At 71.4% G+C, this 15334-nt stretch carries 13 protein-coding genes; 1 reads left to right on the top strand and 12 read right to left on the bottom strand.

What is annotated here, in order from left to right; translation table 11 throughout:
• Nucleotides 1–72: 72 nt before the first annotated feature.
• From carB to pyrR, 6 genes are all read right to left on the bottom strand, one after another.
• The gene (gene carB / locus ACFYO5_RS29420) at nt 73–3381 is read right to left on the bottom strand and encodes a carbamoyl-phosphate synthase large subunit (RefSeq protein WP_388714374.1); all 3309 of its coding nucleotides are present in this window, start codon (nt 3379–3381) and stop codon (nt 73–75) included.
• Nucleotides 3374–4516, bottom strand: a complete 1143-nt coding sequence (carA, locus tag ACFYO5_RS29415) for a glutamine-hydrolyzing carbamoyl-phosphate synthase small subunit (RefSeq protein WP_388714371.1) — start codon at nt 4514–4516, stop codon at nt 3374–3376. The genes carB and carA overlap by 8 nt, the downstream gene beginning before the upstream one ends.
• The gene (locus ACFYO5_RS29410) at nt 4513–5079 is read right to left on the bottom strand and encodes a hypothetical protein (RefSeq protein ID WP_356567330.1); all 567 of its coding nucleotides are present in this window, start codon (nt 5077–5079) and stop codon (nt 4513–4515) included. The genes carA and ACFYO5_RS29410 overlap by 4 nt, the downstream gene beginning before the upstream one ends.
• Nucleotides 5076–6362 (bottom strand): dihydroorotase, encoded by a 1287-nt coding sequence (locus tag ACFYO5_RS29405; RefSeq protein WP_356567329.1) that lies wholly within the window; start codon nt 6360–6362, stop codon nt 5076–5078. Before ACFYO5_RS29405 ends, ACFYO5_RS29410 begins: the two co-directional genes overlap by 4 nt.
• 5 nt (nt 6363–6367) lie before the next feature.
• The gene (locus ACFYO5_RS29400) at nt 6368–7348 is read right to left on the bottom strand and encodes an aspartate carbamoyltransferase catalytic subunit (RefSeq protein ID WP_388714367.1); all 981 of its coding nucleotides are present in this window, start codon (nt 7346–7348) and stop codon (nt 6368–6370) included.
• A gap of 80 nt (nt 7349–7428) precedes the next feature.
• The gene (pyrR, locus tag ACFYO5_RS29395) at nt 7429–8049 is read right to left on the bottom strand and encodes a bifunctional pyr operon transcriptional regulator/uracil phosphoribosyltransferase PyrR (RefSeq protein WP_388714364.1); all 621 of its coding nucleotides are present in this window, start codon (nt 8047–8049) and stop codon (nt 7429–7431) included.
• 255 nt (nt 8050–8304) lie between these two features.
• On the opposite strand from pyrR, the gene bldD reads away from it, so the two are divergent.
• Complete coding sequence (gene bldD / locus ACFYO5_RS29390; RefSeq protein ID WP_020128858.1) at nt 8305–8805, top strand: transcriptional regulator BldD; 501 nt, start codon at nt 8305–8307, stop codon at nt 8803–8805.
• A 272-nt stretch (nt 8806–9077) separates the two neighbouring features.
• Here bldD and nusB read toward each other — a convergent pair whose 3' ends face one another.
• The 6 genes from nusB to aroC form a co-directional block, all read right to left on the bottom strand.
• Entirely contained in the window at nt 9078–9509 is a 432-nt protein-coding gene (nusB, locus tag ACFYO5_RS29385; protein WP_356567322.1) for a transcription antitermination factor NusB, read from the bottom strand.
• A gap of 2 nt (nt 9510–9511) precedes the next feature.
• Complete coding sequence (gene efp, locus ACFYO5_RS29380; protein ID WP_020117452.1) at nt 9512–10078, bottom strand: elongation factor P; 567 nt, start codon at nt 10076–10078, stop codon at nt 9512–9514.
• A gap of 52 nt (nt 10079–10130) precedes the next feature.
• Complete coding sequence (locus ACFYO5_RS29375) at nt 10131–11237, bottom strand: aminopeptidase P family protein (protein ID WP_388714358.1); 1107 nt, start codon at nt 11235–11237, stop codon at nt 10131–10133.
• A 100-nt stretch (nt 11238–11337) separates the two neighbouring features.
• Nucleotides 11338–12249 (bottom strand): Pro-rich N-terminal domain-containing protein, encoded by a 912-nt coding sequence (locus ACFYO5_RS29370; protein ID WP_388714355.1) that lies wholly within the window; start codon nt 12247–12249, stop codon nt 11338–11340.
• Between the two features lie 165 nt (nt 12250–12414).
• The gene (gene aroB / locus ACFYO5_RS29365) at nt 12415–14061 is read right to left on the bottom strand and encodes a 3-dehydroquinate synthase (RefSeq protein ID WP_388714351.1); all 1647 of its coding nucleotides are present in this window, start codon (nt 14059–14061) and stop codon (nt 12415–12417) included.
• The gene (gene aroC / locus ACFYO5_RS29360) at nt 14058–15242 is read right to left on the bottom strand and encodes a chorismate synthase (protein ID WP_388714348.1); all 1185 of its coding nucleotides are present in this window, start codon (nt 15240–15242) and stop codon (nt 14058–14060) included. Before aroC ends, aroB begins: the two co-directional genes overlap by 4 nt.
• Nucleotides 15243–15334: the final 92 nt, after the last annotated feature.

Raw genomic sequence — 15334 nt, 5'->3', positions numbered from 1 at the left:
CACTGTGTCCTCTGGGGAAGTCTGACGCCTCGTACCGAGGGGGACACCGTTTCCGGTGTCCCCCTCGGGCTGCTAGTCGCGGGCCGCGATCAGATGCTCGGCGTGTTCCTGGAGGGAACGCACCCCCACATCGCCGTGCTTGAGGGCGTCGATGCCCTGGACGGCGGCGGCGAGCGCCTGGACCGTCGTCAGGCAGGGCACGGAGCGCGCCACCGCCGCCGTGCGGATGTCGTAGCCGTCGAGGCGGCCGCCGGTGCCGTACGGAGTGTTGACGATGAGGTCGACCTGACCCTCGTGGATGAGCTGGACGATGGTCTTCTCACCGTTCGGCCCCACACCCTCGGACTGCTTGCGCACCATCGTGGCGTTGATGCCGTTGCGCCGGAGGACCTCGGCGGTGCCGGAGGTCGCCAGCAGCTCGAAGCCGTGCGCGACCAGCTCGCGCGCCGGGAAGATCATCGAGCGCTTGTCCCGGTTGGCGACCGAGATGAACGCGCGGCCCTTGGTCGGCAGCGGGCCGTAGGCGCCCGCCTGCGACTTGGCGTACGCCGTGCCGAAGACGGAGTCGATGCCCATGACCTCGCCGGTGGACCGCATCTCCGGGCCCAGGATGGTGTCGACGCCGCGGCCCGAGGTGTCGCGGAAGCGGCTCCACGGCATCACGGCCTCCTTGACGGAGATCGGCGCGTCCAGCGGCAGTTCGCCGCCGTCACCGCGCGCCGGGAGCAGCCCCTCGGCGCGCAGCTCGGCGATGGTCGTGCCCAGGGAGATCCGGGCGGCGGCCTTGGCCAGGGGTACCGCGGTCGCCTTCGAGGTGAAGGGGACGGTGCGGGACGCACGCGGGTTGGCCTCCAGGACGTAGAGGATGTCCCCGGCCATCGCGAACTGGATGTTGATCAGGCCGCGGACGCCCACTCCGCGCGCGATGGCCTCCGTGGAGGCCCGCAGGCGCTTGATGTCGAAGCCGCCGAGGGTGATCGGGGGCAGCGCGCACGCCGAGTCGCCGGAGTGGATGCCGGCCTCCTCGATGTGCTCCATGACGCCGCCGAGGTACAGCTCCTCGCCGTCGTAGAGCGCGTCGACGTCGATCTCGATGGCGTCGTCGAGGAAGCGGTCGACCAGGACCGGCCGGGTGGGGCTGATCTCTGTCGACTCGGCGATGTAGGACGACAGCCGGGTCTCGTCGTAGACGATCTCCATGCCGCGGCCGCCGAGGACGTACGACGGCCGGACGAGGACCGGGTAGCCGATCTCGTCGGCGATGGCCTTGGCGCCGGCGAAGGTGGTGGCGGTGCCGTGCTTCGGGGCCGGCAGGCCGGCCTCGGCCAGGACGCGTCCGAAGGCGCCCCGGTCCTCGGCCGCGTGGATCGCCTCGGGGGGCGTGCCGACGATCGGTACGCCGTTGTCCTTGAGCGCCTGCGCCAGGCCCAGCGGGGTCTGGCCGCCGAGCTGGACGACGACACCGGCGATCGGGCCGGCCTGCGCCTCCGCGTGCACGATCTCCAGCACGTCCTCGAGCGTCAGCGGCTCGAAGTACAGGCGGTCGGAGGTGTCGTAGTCGGTGGAGACGGTCTCCGGGTTGCAGTTGACCATCACGGTCTCGTACCCGGCGGCGGACAGCGCGAAGGAGGCGTGGACGCAGGAGTAGTCGAACTCGATGCCCTGGCCGATGCGGTTCGGACCGGAGCCCAGGATGATGACGGCCGGCTTCTCGCGCGGCGCGACCTCGCTCTCCTCGTCGTAGGAGGAGTAGAAGTACGGCGTCTTCGCGGCGAACTCGGCGGCGCAGGTGTCGACCGTCTTGTAGACCGGGCGGATGCCCAGGGCGTGCCGGACCTCGCGGACGACGTCCTCGCGCAGGCCGCGGATCTCGGCGATCTGCTGGTCGGAGAAGCCGTGCCGCTTGGCCTCGGCGAGCAGGTCGACGTCCAGGCGGTCGGCGGCGGCCAGGTCGTCGGCGGTCTCCTTGATCAGGAACAGCTGGTCGACGAACCAGGGGTCGATCTTCGTGTACGCGAAGATCTCCTCGGGGGTGGCGCCCGCGCGGATGGCCTGCATGACGGTGTTGATCCGGCCGTCGGTGGGGCGGACGGCCTCCGTCAGGAGCTGCTCCTTGTCGCCGGGCTCGCCGACGAAGGTGAACTGGCTGCCCTTCTTCTCGAGCGAGCGCAGCGCCTTCTGGAAGGCCTCCGTGAAGTTGCGCCCGATGGCCATGGCCTCGCCGACGGACTTCATGGTGGTGGTCAGCGTCGAGTCCGCGCTCGGGAACTTCTCGAAGGCGAAGCGGGGGGCCTTGACGACCACGTAGTCGAGCGTGGGCTCGAAGGAGGCCGGGGTCTCCCGGGTGATGTCGTTCGGGATCTCGTCGAGGGTGTAGCCGACGGCGAGCTTGGCGGCGATCTTGGCGATCGGGAAGCCGGTCGCCTTGGAGGCCAGGGCCGACGAGCGCGACACGCGCGGGTTCATCTCGATGACGATGATGCGGCCGTCCTCGGGGTTGACCGCGAACTGGATGTTGCAGCCGCCGGTGTCGACGCCGACCTCGCGGATGATCGCGATGCCGATGTCGCGCAGCCGCTGGTACTCGCGGTCGGTCAGCGTCATCGCCGGCGCGACGGTGATCGAGTCACCGGTGTGGACGCCCATGGGGTCGAAGTTCTCGATGGAGCAGACGACCACGACGTTGTCGTTCTTGTCGCGCATCAGCTCCAGCTCGTACTCCTTCCAGCCGAGGATGGACTCCTCCAGGAGCACCTCGGTGGTCGGGGAGAGCGTCAGGCCCTGACCGGCGATGCGGCGCAGCTCCTCCTCGTCGTGGGCGAAGCCGGAGCCGGCGCCGCCCATGGTGAAGGAGGGGCGGACGACGACGGGGTACCCGCCGAGCGTCTCGACGCCCGCGATCACGTCGTCCATGGAGTGGCAGATCACGGACCGCGCCGACTCGCCGTGTCCGATCTTCTCGCGGACGGCCTCGACGACACCCTTGAAGAGGTCGCGGTCCTCGCCCTTGTTGATCGCCTCGACGTTGGCGCCGATCAGCTCGACGCCGTACTTCTCCAGCACACCCTGCTCGTGCATGGAGATCGCGGTGTTGAGGGCCGTCTGGCCGCCGAGCGTCGGCAGCAGGACGTCCGGGCGCTCCTTGGCGATGATCTTCTCGACGAACTCCGGGGTGATCGGCTCGACGTAGGTGGCGTCGGCGATCTCCGGGTCGGTCATGATCGTCGCCGGGTTGGAGTTCACCAGGATGACGCGCAGACCCTCGGCGCGCAGGACGCGGCACGCCTGGGTGCCGGAGTAGTCGAACTCGGCGGCCTGGCCGATGACGATCGGGCCGGAGCCGATGACCAGGACGGACTGGATATCGGTGCGCTTAGGCACGCTGGCCCTCCATCAGGGAAACGAAGCGGTCGAACAGGTAGGCGGCGTCGTGGGGGCCCGCTGCCGCTTCGGGGTGGTACTGGACGGAGAAGGCCGGCTGGTCGAGCAGCTGGAGCCCCTCCACGACGTCGTCGTTGAGGCAGACGTGGGACACCTCGGCGCGGCCGAACGGTGTGTCGCTGACCTTGTCGAGCGGCGCGTCCACGGCGAACCCGTGGTTGTGCGCGGTCACCTCGACCTTGCCGGTCGTACGGTCCTGGACGGGCTGGTTGATCCCGCGGTGGCCGTACTTCAGCTTGTAGGTGCCGAAGCCGAGGGCGCGGCCGAGGATCTGGTTGCCGAAGCAGATGCCGAACAGGGGGGTCCGGCGCTCCAGCACCTCGGCCATCAGTGCCACAGGGCCGTCGGCGGTGGCCGGGTCGCCCGGACCGTTGGAGAAGAACACGCCGTCGGGGTTCACGGCGTACACCTCGTCGGCGGTGGCCGTCGCGGGCAGCACGTGCACCTCGATGCCGCGCTGGGCCATCCGGTGCGGGGTCATGCCCTTGATGCCGAGGTCGATGGCGGCGACGGTGAACCGCTTCTCGCCGACCGCCGGGACGACGTAGGCCTCCTTGGTGGCGACCTCCTCGTAGAGGCTCGCGCCCTTCATGTGCGGCTGGGCCTGCACGCGCGTGAGCAGCTCGGGCTCGGCCGTGATCGCCTCGCCGGAGAAGATGCCGGCGCGCATGGAGCCGCGCTCGCGCAGGTGGCGGGTGAGCGCGCGGGTGTCGATGCCCGAGATGCCGACGACGCCCTGGGCGACCAGCTCGTCGTCGAGGGAGCGCAGGGAGCGCCAGTTGGAGGGCACGCGCGCGGGGTCGCGCACGACGTAGCCGGAAACCCAGATGCGGCCGGACTCGTCGTCCTCGTCGTTCCAGCCGGTGTTGCCGATCTGGGGCGCGGTCGCGACGACGATCTGCCGGGCGTACGACGGGTCGGTCAGGGTCTCCTGGTATCCGGACATGCCGGTGGAGAAGACCGCTTCGCCGAAGGTCTCCCCCACGGCCCCGTAGGCACGGCCGCGGAAGATCCGGCCGTCCTCCAGGACGAGTACGGCGGGAACCCTTGCGGCTCCCCTGGTGGAGGTCGTCATCGTGCGCCTTCCGTTTCCCTCTTGTTGATCATGGAGTTGATGGCGTCGACCCACTCGGTGTGCTCGGCCGCGTGGTCCGAGCGGAACCCGGAGTCGATCAGCCTGCCGCCGTGCTCCCAGGTCACCAGGAGCAGTCCGCCCTCGGTGAGGACCTTGCCGGCGATGCCCTTGCCGAGCACCGCCTCGCGCAGCGCGCCGGCCGGGACGAAGAAGTCGCTCGCGCCGGGGCGTACGACGTCCAGGCCCGCGTCGGTCAGGGTGAGCACGACCCGGCTGCGGGTGCCCAGGCCGTGCGCCACGATGCGGTCGAGCCACTGCCCGGCGGTGGTGGAGCCGTGGTAGCGGCCGCTCGTCGTCAGTCTCGCCGCACCGGGGTCGGACGGCGCGGTGGGCAGCTCCGGCAGGTCGCCCTGGAGCGTGCCGCGCCACTTCCAGCCCTCGCGCATCAGCCAGTAGACGAGCGCGACGAAGAGGCCGAGCCCTACGACCCAGGCGACGCGGGCGGCCCAGTCGGTCACCGCGGCCGATTCCCTCTCGGCCGCGAGCAGGATTACAGGTGTCACGTGAGCTTCCCGTCGACGAGCGTGGCCTTGCCCCGGAGCCAGGTGTGCGTCACACGGCCCGGCAGCTCACGCCCCGCGTACGGGGTGTTCCGGCTGCGCGAGGCGAAGCCCGCGGGGTCCACCGACCCACGGTATGCCGTGTCGACGAGTGTGAGGTTGGCGGGCTCACCAGCCGAGACGGGACGTCCGTGCGCCGACGCCCGCCCGATGCGGGCGGGCGCGAAGGACATGCGGTCGGCGACGCCGGCCCAGTCCAGCAGGCCCGTCTCCACCATCGTCTCCTGGACCACAGACAGCGCGGTCTCCAGGCCGACCATGCCCATGGCGGCCGCGGCCCACTCGCAGTCCTTGTCCTCGTGCGGGTGCGGGGCGTGGTCGGTGGCCACGATGTCGATGGTGCCGTCGGCGAGCGCCTCGCGCAGGGCGTGCACGTCACGCTCGGTGCGCAGCGGCGGGTTCACCTTGTAGACCGGGTCGTAGGAGCGCACCAGTTCGTCGGTGAGGAGCAGGTGGTGCGGGGTGACCTCGGCGGTGACGTCGATGCCGCGGGACTTGGCCCAGCGGACGATCTCGACGGAGCCGGCGGTGGAGAGGTGGCAGATGTGGACGCGGGAGCCCACGTGCTCGGCGAGCAGCACGTCCCGCGCGATGATCGACTCCTCGGCGACGGCCGGCCAGCCGCCGAGCCCCAGCTCGGCGGAGACGACGCCCTCGTTCATCTGGGCGCCCTCGGTCAGCCGCGGTTCCTGCGCGTGCTGGGCGACGACCCCGCCGAAGGCCTTCACGTACTCCAGGGCGCGGCGCATCATCACGGCGTCGTCGACGCACTTGCCGTCGTCGGAGAAGACGGTGACGCCGGCGGCCGACTCGTGCATGGCGCCCAGCTCGGCGAGTTTGCGGCCCTCCAGGCCGACGGTGACGGCGCCGATGGGCTGCACGTCGCAGTAGCCGTGCTCCTGCCCGAGCCGGTAGACCTGCTCGACCACGCCGGCGGTGTCCGCGACGGGGAAGGTGTTGGCCATGGCGAAGACGGCCGTGAAGCCGCCGCTCGCGGCCGCGCGGGTGCCGGTCAGGACCGTCTCGGAGTCCTCGCGGCCCGGCTCGCGCAGATGGGTGTGCAGATCGACGAGGCCCGGCAGCAGCACCTTGCCGTCGGCCTCGACGACCTCGGCTCCCTCGGCGGACAGCCCGCTGCCGACGGCCTCGACGACCTCGCCGTCGATCAGGACGTCCTGGGGCTCGCCGCCGAGCACCCGCGCACCACGGATAAGGATCTTGCTCATGGTCGTTACTTCTCCTCGGTGGTACGGGCGTGGGCGACGGCGGGTTCGTTCCCGCCCAGGAGCAGGTAGAGGACGGCCATCCGGATCGACACACCGTTGGCGACCTGTTCGACGACGGTGCAGCGGTCGGAGTCGGCGACCTCGGCGGTGATCTCCATGCCACGGACCATGGGGCCGGGGTGCATCACGATGGAGTGCGCGGGCATCCGCGCCATCCGCTCGCCGTCCAGGCCGTAGCGCCGCGAGTACTCGCGTTCGGTCGGGAAGAACGCCGCGTTCATCCGCTCGCGCTGGACGCGCAGCATCATCACCGCGTCCGACTTCGGCAGGGTGCTGTCGAGGTCGTACGACACCTCGCAGGGCCAGGTCTCGACGCCGACCGGTACCAGGGTGGGCGGCGCGACGAGGGTCACCTCGGCGCCGAGGGTGTGCAGCAGGTCGACGTTGGAGCGGGCCACCCGGCTGTGCAGCACATCGCCCACGATCGTGATGCGCCTGCCGGACAGGTCCTGGCCGAGCCCGGCGTCCCGGCCCACGAGCCGGCGGCGCATGGTGAAGGCGTCCAGCAGCGCCTGGGTGGGGTGCTGGTGGGTGCCGTCACCGGCGTTGATGACGGCCGCGTCGATCCAGCCGGAGGTGGCGAGGCGGTACGGCGCTCCGGAGGCGCCGTGCCGGATGACGACGGCGTCGACGCCCATGGCCTCCAGGGTCTGGGCGGTGTCCTTCAGCGACTCGCCCTTGGAGACGCTGGAGCCCTTGGCGGTGAAGTTGATGACGTCCGCGGACAGGCGCTTCTCGGCGGCCTCGAAGGAGATCCGGGTCCGGGTGGAGTCCTCGAAGAAGAGGTTGACGATCGTGCGGCCGCGCAGGGTCGGCAGCTTCTTGATGGGCCGGTCCGCCACCCGGGCCATCTCCTCGGCGGTGTCGAGAACATGGACGGCGTCGTCGCGGGTGAGGTCGGCGGCCGAGATGAGATGACGCTGCATCTGTCAGGCTCCGTAAGGCATGGGGAGTTTTCGGGCATGCGGGCGCGTGGAGGCACGCACTCGGGGCGTACGTCCGAGTGCTAGTGCTGTGCGCCCGGGTCGGTCTGCTTGACACCGAGCAGCACGGTGTCGCGACCGTCCTCCTCGGCCAGCTGGACCTTGACCGTCTCCCGCAGCGACGTGGGGAGGTTCTTGCCGACGTAGTCGGCGCGGATGGGCAGTTCGCGGTGACCGCGGTCGACGAGGACCGCGAGCTGCACCGCGCGGGGGCGCCCGATGTCGTTCAGGGCGTCGAGGGCGGCGCGGATGGTGCGGCCGGAGAAGAGCACGTCGTCGACGAGGACGACCAGCTTGCCGTCGATCCCGTCACCGGGGATCTCGGTGCGGGCCAGCGCGCGCGGTGGGTGCATCCGCAGGTCGTCGCGGTACATGGTGATGTCGAGGGAGCCGACCGGAATCCTGCGGTCGGTGATCTGCTCGAGCTTGGCGGCGAGCCGGCGGCCGAGGAAGACGCCCCGGGTCGGGATGCCGAGGAGCACCACGTCGTCGGCGCCCTTGGCGCGTTCGACGATCTCGTGGGCGATGCGGGTCAGCACCCGGGCGATGTCGGGGCCTTCGAGGACGGGTCGCGCGTCGTGCGTGTCGTGCGAGCCCTGCGTGTCGTGGCCGGGCTGCGGGTCCTGCTTGTCCTGCTTGTCCATAGGAAACTGGACCTCCTTCTCCGCCTCACGGGACGGACCTTAAAGGACGTCGGATTTGCGCCATCCACGGTAGCAGGCCGGAGGGAGCCTCCCGTTCACCCCTTTGGCTCAATCGGCCACGGATACCACGGAAGAGTCGGTGTGGACCATTCGGCTTGACGCAGAAGAATCACGCTGCGTAACCTCACAGTGAGTTACCAGCCGCGCGGCATGGAAACCCAACCCAGTCGCGTCGACCCAGTGCCGGGGAGCTATATGTCCAGCGAATACGCCAAACAGCTCGGGGCCAAGCTCCGGGCGATCCGCACCCAGCAGGGCCTTTCCCTCCACGGTGTCGAGGAGAAGTCCCAGGGACGCTGGAAGGCGGTCGTGGTCGGTTCGTACGAGCGCGGCGACCGCGCCGTCACCGTGCAGCGCCTTGCGGAGCTGGCCGATTTCTACGGTGTCCCCGTGCAGGAACTGCTTCCGGGCACCACGCCGGGCGGTGCCGCCGAGCCGCCGCCGAAGCTGGTCCTGGACCTGGAGCGGCTGGCCCACGTGCCGGTCGAGAAGGCCGGTCCCCTCCAGCGGTACGCGGCCACGATCCAGTCGCAGCGCGGCGACTACAACGGCAAGGTGCTCTCGATCCGCCAGGACGACCTGCGCACCCTCGCCGTCATCTACGACCAGTCGCCCTCGGTCCTGACCGAGCAGCTGATCAGCTGGGGCGTGCTGGACGCGGACGCGCGTCGCGCCGTCTCCCACGAGGAGGGCTGAGCGCCGCGGCGACTCAGCAGAAACGTGCCGTCGGGGCGGCCGGACCGAGAGGTCCCGGCCGCCCCGACGGCTTTTCGCGGCCCTTGGGAGCCCCCTGCGGCTCTGGGATGACCGGAGAGACACCGGAGAACGCCGGAGGACGCCGATGGGGCCGGGCGACGCCGATGGGACCCGAGGACGCCGATGGGACTAGAGGACCGCCGATGGGGCCGTACACGCCGGAGGGCCCGCGGACGTGTCGTCCACGGGCCCTCCGGCGTCGCCGGTACCGCTCACGCCTCCCGGCGCAAGGACGGCTTGAGTTCCTTCAGGCGGCCGAGCAGGCCGTTCACGAACGAGGGCGACTCGTCCGTCGAGAACTCCTTCGCCAGCTGCACCATCTCGTCGAGGACGACGGCGTCCGGGGTCTCGTCGACCCAGATCAGCTCGTACGCGCCGAGCCGCAGGAGGTTGCGGTCGACGACCGGCATCCGGTCGAGCGTCCAGCCGACCGAGTACTGCGAGAGCAGCTCGTCGATGCGGCGCTCGTGCTCGGCGTAGCCCTCGACCAGCTGCATCGTGTACTCGCTCACCGGAGGCTGCCGGGTGTCGGCCCGGGAGAGCCGGACCCAGTCCGCGAGGACCGTCAGGACGTCGGCGCCGCGCTGGTCGCCCTCGAAGAGGATCTGGAAGGCGCGCTTACGGGCCGTGTTGCGGGCAGCCACGGTTAGCTGTTCACCCGGCCGAGGTAGTCGCTCGTGCGGGTGTCGACCTTGATCTTCTCACCGGTGGTGATGAAGAGCGGGACCTGGATCTGGTGACCGGTCTCCAGGGTCGCGGGCTTGGTGCCGCCGGTGGAGCGGTCACCCTGGAGGCCCGGCTCGGTCTCCTGGACCACCAGCTCGACGGCGGCCGGCAGCTCGACGAAGAGCACCTCGCCCTCGTGCTGCGCGACCGTGGCCGTGAAGCCCTCGATCAGGAAGTTGGCGGCGTCGCCGACGGCCTTGCGGTCGACCATCAGCTGGTCGTAGGTCTCCATGTCCATGAAGACGAAGTACTCGCCGTCCATGTAGGAGAACTGCATGTCGCGCTTGTCGACAGTGGCCGTCTCGACCTTGACGCCGGCGTTGAAGGTCTTGTCGACCACCTTGCCGGACAGCACGTTCTTGAGCTTGGTGCGCACGAAGGCCGGGCCCTTGCCGGGCTTGACGTGCTGGAACTCGACGACGGACCAGAGCTGGCCGCCTTCGAGCTTGAGCACCAGGCCGTTCTTGAGGTCGTTCGTGGAAGCCACGGTTGCGGAATCTCCTGGACTGACGTGGACGACCCCGGGGGCACGCACCTGCCTATAGTGCGAGCAGCTCCTTGGTCGTGATGGTGAGTAGCTCGGGTCCGCCGTCCGCCTCGGGGCGCACGACGAGCGTGTCATCGATCCTGACACCGCCCCGGCCCGGGAGGTAGACCCCCGGTTCGACGGTGACCGGCACGCAAGCGTCCAGTTTACCCATGGCCGCGGGACCCAGCTGCGGGTCCTCCTCGATTTCCAGTCCCACGCCGTGCCCGGTGACCGCCGGAAGGCTCTCGGCGTACCCCGCGGAGTCCAGCACCTGGCGTGCCGCACGGTCCACGTCACGGTAGGCGGCACCGGGCACCAGGCTCTCGCGTCCGGCCCGCTGAGCGGCGAAGACGAGGTCGTACAGCTCGATCTGCCAGCCCGCGGGGGAGGTGCCGATCACGAACGTACGGCCGATCTCGCAGCGGTAGCCGCGGTACGTCGCCCCCAGGCAGACCGACAGGAAATCGCCTTCCTCCACACGCCGGTCGGTGGGCCGGTGCCCGCGCCGTCCCGAGTTCGGGCCGGTGCCCACGGAGGTGGCGAAGGCGGGTCCGTCGGCACCGTGGTCGACGAGGCGGCGCTCCAGCTCCAGGGCCAGGTGGCGTTCGGTGCGGCCGACGAGGATGGACTCCAGCAGCTCGCCCAGGGCCTGGTCGGCGATCTCGGCGCCGATGCGCAGGCAGGAGATCTCCTCCTCGTCCTTGACCACCCTGAGCTGCTCCACGGCACCGCCCAGGTCCGCGAGGCGCAGCCGGGGCGCGACCGACCGCAGGGCGCGGTGCCGGGCCACCGTGAGGTGGTGTTCCTCGACCGCGAGGGAGTCGGCGCCGCGGTCCGCGAGGATGCCCGCGGCGGTCACCGCGGGGTCGCCTCCGGAGCGGGACAGGACGCGCACCGTCACGGCCTCGTCGGGTCTGCCCTCGTGGGGGCGGTCGTCGGGCGGGTCCGCGCACACGAGGAGGTCCTCGTCCGCGCCCAGCAGCAGGACGGCGCCCCGTGGCGCCGCGCCCGCGAGGTATCTCACATTGGCGGGGCGGGAGACCAGCGCGCTCGCGCTGCCGCCGGCACTGCATCGTTCCCTCAGCCGCTTGCGGCGGGCCGCGTACACCTCTGACATGTGTCGAGCGTAGGAGCAGTGGCCGGATCGTGCCGGTTGGGCTGAGCCGAGCGGGGTGGGCGGGGGGCCGGGGCCGCCCCCGGCTACCGCGGCCCCGCGCTCACCAGCTCGGAGGGCTGGCTATCGCCCGCGCCAGGACCTCGTCCAGGATGCGGGCCGTGGCCGGGACGTCGAGCTGGGAGTTGTCGATGATCGGGAGGCCGGAGCCGTACCAGCCGGCCATGCGGCCGTGGATGCGGGCGACCTCCTCGTCGGTGAGGCGGCGGTTGCCGGAGCGTTCCGCGTTGCGTTCCAGGACGACTTCCAGGCCGGGGAGCAGGACGACCGGGAGCAGACCGGGCCCCACGTGCCGCTTCCAGCCGCCGAGGCCGACGGCCGGACGGTCGGGGAAGATCGCGTCGTCCAGGATGCACGAGATGCCGTTGGCCAGGAAGTTGCGGGCGGCGAAGCCGCAGGTGCGGCGGGCCAGACGGTACTGCGCCTCGGAGTGCTCGTTCCAGCCGGACCGGGGGTCGGCGAAGCCGGAGCGGACCCATTCGCGGACGTCGTCGAGGCTGATGTGGGCGGTGGGCACCCGGCGGTGGTCGGCCCAGAACTTGGCGACGCTGGTCTTCCCGGCGCCGGCCGGTCCGATGAGCAGGACCGCGAGCGTCGTGGCCGTCGGGTCGGGGGCCGCCGGCGCGGGAGGGGCGGTGGGCATGCCGACGGGGCCGCCGGGGGGAAGCGGGACGTGCCCGGTGATCTCACCGCCCACGGGGGCGTGCTGCGGAGCCGGGGGGTGCGGGGCCGACGGGTGCGGGACGGGCGGGGCCGGGGGCTGCGGCGCGGGCGGCTGCGGGCCCGAGGGCGGCGGTGGGGCGGTGTAGCCCGGGGGCGGCGGAGGTCCGGGCCGCCGGGGGGTGCTGCCGGGCTGGTGCGGTCCCGGGTGTTGTGCGGCCGGCGACCAGCCGACGGCCGGTCCGTGCCCCGGCTGATGGGGCGGCGGCAGCGGAGAACCCACTGCGTGCTGCATCCGGTGCCACTCCGTCTCGTACAGGCGATTGACGCTGGCAGCGAGGGGTGGGCCCTCACTTCCCACCGAACGGTACCGCCCCCCGCCGTCCTTTGGTGAACGGCCGGGGGCAGTCTGAAGTGCCCGGCACGGAAAGCGAATCGGACGGATCGGGACCCTGCGGACTTACTCGCCCACCTCGCCGTACGCGGCGAGCAGAACCGCCGGATCGGGGCCTTCCAGGACCGTGGGCTTGGCCAGGCCGTCGAGGACGATGAAGCGCAGGAGGTCGCCGCGGGACTTCTTGTCGACCTTCATGTTCTCCAGCAGCTTGGGCCACTGGTCGTGCCGGTAGTGCAGGGGCAGCCCCACCGATTCCAGCACGGTGCGGTGACGGTCGGCGGTGGCGTCGTCCAGCCGGCCCGCCAGGCGGCCCAGCTCCGCGGCGAAGTGCATGCCGACCGAGACGGCCGCGCCGTGCCGCCACTTGTAGCGCTCGTTCTTCTCGATGGCGTGGGCGAGCGTGTGGCCGTAGTTGAGGATCTCCCGCAGGCCCGACTCCTTCAGGTCGGAGGAGACGACATCCGCCTTCACCCTGATGGAACGCTCGATCAGCTCGGCCGTGTGCGGGCCGGCCGGGGTACGGGCGGCCTCGGGGTCGGCCTCGATGAGGTCGAGGATCACCGGGTCGGCGATGAAACCGGCCTTGATGACCTCGGCGAGCCCGGAGACGTAGTCGTTGGGCGGGAGGGAGTCCAGCGCGGCCAGGTCGCAGAGCACGCCGGCCGGGGGGTGGAAGGAGCCGACGAGGTTCTTGCCCTCGGCGGTGTTGATGCCGGTCTTGCCGCCGACGGCCGCGTCCACCATGGCGAGCACGGTGGTCGGGATGGCGATCCAGCGCACCCCGCGCAACCAGGTCGCGGCCACGAACCCGGCCAGGTCCGTGGTCGAGCCGCCGCCGACGCCCACCACCACGTCGGTGCGGGTGAACCCGGACTGGCCGAGCGCCTTCCAGCAGTAGGCCGCGACCTCGGCGGTCTTGGCCTCCTCCGCGTTGGGCACCTGGATGGCGACCGCCTCGAAGCCCTGCCCGGCCAGGTCGGCGCGGAGCGCCTCGCCGGTCTCCGCGAGCGCCTCGGGGTGGATCACCGCGACCCGCTTCACCCGGTCGCCGATCAGTCCGCCCAGCTCACCGAGGAGCTGACGGCCCACCAGCACCTCGTACGGCTCGGAGCCGGCACTGCCGCCGACCTGGATCCTTGTCACCTGGCTCGTCACGACGTCCTCCGGCCGGGGGTTGCCGGGGCGGTCCCCGGGGGCTGCGGTGTTCCACTCCAACGCGTCCAGGACCGCCTGCGTGACCTCTTCCGGCGTACGGCCGTCCGTCGGCACGACCGCCGTGGCGACCGCCTCGTAGAGGTGTCGGCGGGCCTCCATCAGCTCGCGCCACTGCTTGCGCGGGTTGACGGCGAGCAGCGGACGGGCCGCGTTGAGACCCGTGCGCCTGACGGCCTCCTCGACGTCCATCGACAGGTAGACCACGCGCCGCCCGGCCAGCAGAGCGCGCGTCTCCTGGTCGAGGACCGAACCGCCGCCGAGCGCCAGGACGCCGTCGTGCTCGGTGAGCGCGCGCAGCACGGCCGCCTTCTCGACGGCGCGGAAGGCGGGCTCGCCCTCCTCGACGAAGATGTCGGCGATGGCGCGGCCCTGTCCGGTGACGATGTCGTCGTCGGTGTCCCGGTAGGCGACCCCGAGCCGCTCGGCGAGTCGCTGCCCGACGGTGGACTTGCCGACGCCCATCGGTCCGACCAGGACGACCAGCGGCCCGCTCATCGGACCGGGAGGTGGTCGAGGTACGACCGCACGTTGCGGCGGGTCTCGGCGACGCTGTCGCCGCCGAACTTCTCCGCGACGGCGTCCGCGAGGACGAGCGCGACCATCGCCTCGGCGACGATGCCGGCCGCCGGGACCGCGCAGACGTCGGAGCGCTGGTGGTGGGCCTGCGTCGCCTCGCCGGTGGCCACGTCCACGGTCCGCAGGGCGCGCGGCACGGTGGCGATCGGCTTCATGGCCGCGCGGACGCGCAGCAGTTCGCCGGTGGACAGTCCGCCCTCGGTGCCGCCGGCGCGGCCGGAGGTCCGCCGGATGCCCTCGGGGGTGCTGACGATCTCGTCGTGCGCCCGCGAACCGGGCACGCGCGCGAGGTCGAAGCCGTCGCCGACCTCGACGCCCTTGATCGCCTGGATGCCCATCAGGGCAGCCGCGAGCCGGGAGTCCAGCTTGCGGTCCCAGTGCACGTGCGAGCCCAGGCCCACCGGCACGTCGTACGCGAGCACCTCGACGACTCCGCCGAGGGTGTCGCCGTCCTTGTGGGCCTGGTCGATCTCCGCGACCATCGCCTTCGAGGCGTCCTCGTCCAGGCAGCGCACCGGGTCGGCGTCCAGCTTCTCGACGTCGGCGGGGGTCGGGTACACGCCGTACGGCGCCTTGGCGGCGGCGATCTCCACGACGTGCGACACGATCTCGATGCCGGCCGTCTCCTTCAGGTACGACCGGGCGACGGCGCCGAGGGCGACGCGGGCGGCCGTCTCGCGCGCGGAGGCGCGTTCCAGGATCGGGCGGGCCTCGTCGAAGCCGTACTTCTGCATGCCGGCCAGGTCGGCGTGGCCGGGGCGGGGGCGGGTCAGCGGCGCGTTGCGGGCGAGCCCGGCGAGCACCTCGGGGTCGATCGGGTCGGCCGCCATGACCTGGTCCCACTTCGGCCACTCGGTGTTGCCCACCATGACCGCGACGGGGGAACCGAGGGTGAGTCCGTGGCGGACACCGCCGAGGAAGGTCACCTCGTCCCGCTCGAACTTCATTCGCGCGCCACGCCCGTAACCGAGCCGGCGCCTCGCCAGATGGTCCGCCACCATGTCCGTGGTGATCGGCACGCCGGCCGGAAGGCCCTCCAGCGTCGCCACGAGTGCGGGACCGTGGGACTCCCCCGCGGTCAGCCAGCGCAACCTGCTCAACGGTGCTCCTCAGTCTCGCGCCTGGTACTGCCCTGCGTACACGTGTCCTCGCGTACGGCAACGGCGCGACCGGGTGCGCGGCCCTGGTCCGC

It is taken from the genome of Streptomyces sp. NPDC006259 (assembly GCF_042870975.1).
GTDB lineage: Bacteria > Actinomycetota > Actinomycetes > Streptomycetales > Streptomycetaceae > Streptomyces.
The sequence above is the reverse complement of the archived record's forward strand: the minus strand, read 5'-3'. Positions and strand labels throughout refer to the sequence as shown.

Coding starts and splice junctions, on each gene's coding strand:
- ACFYO5_RS29405 (WP_356567329.1), bottom strand. CDS start 6,362: ATGAGCAAGATCCTTATCCGTGGTGCGCGGGTGCTCGGCGGCGAGCCC.
- aroB (WP_388714351.1), bottom strand. CDS start 14,061: ATGAGCGGGCCGCTGGTCGTCCTGGTCGGACCGATGGGCGTCGGCAAG.
- ACFYO5_RS29400 (WP_388714367.1), bottom strand. CDS start 7,348: ATGCAGCGTCATCTCATCTCGGCCGCCGACCTCACCCGCGACGACGCC.
- pyrR (WP_388714364.1), bottom strand. CDS start 8,049: ATGGACAAGCAGGACAAGCAGGACCCGCAGCCCGGCCACGACACGCAG.
- carA (WP_388714371.1), bottom strand. CDS start 4,516: ATGACGACCTCCACCAGGGGAGCCGCAAGGGTTCCCGCCGTACTCGTC.
- ACFYO5_RS29375 (WP_388714358.1), bottom strand. CDS start 11,237: ATGTCAGAGGTGTACGCGGCCCGCCGCAAGCGGCTGAGGGAACGATGC.
- ACFYO5_RS29370 (WP_388714355.1), bottom strand. CDS start 12,249: ATGCAGCACGCAGTGGGTTCTCCGCTGCCGCCGCCCCATCAGCCGGGG.
- bldD (WP_020128858.1), top strand. CDS start 8,305: ATGTCCAGCGAATACGCCAAACAGCTCGGGGCCAAGCTCCGGGCGATC.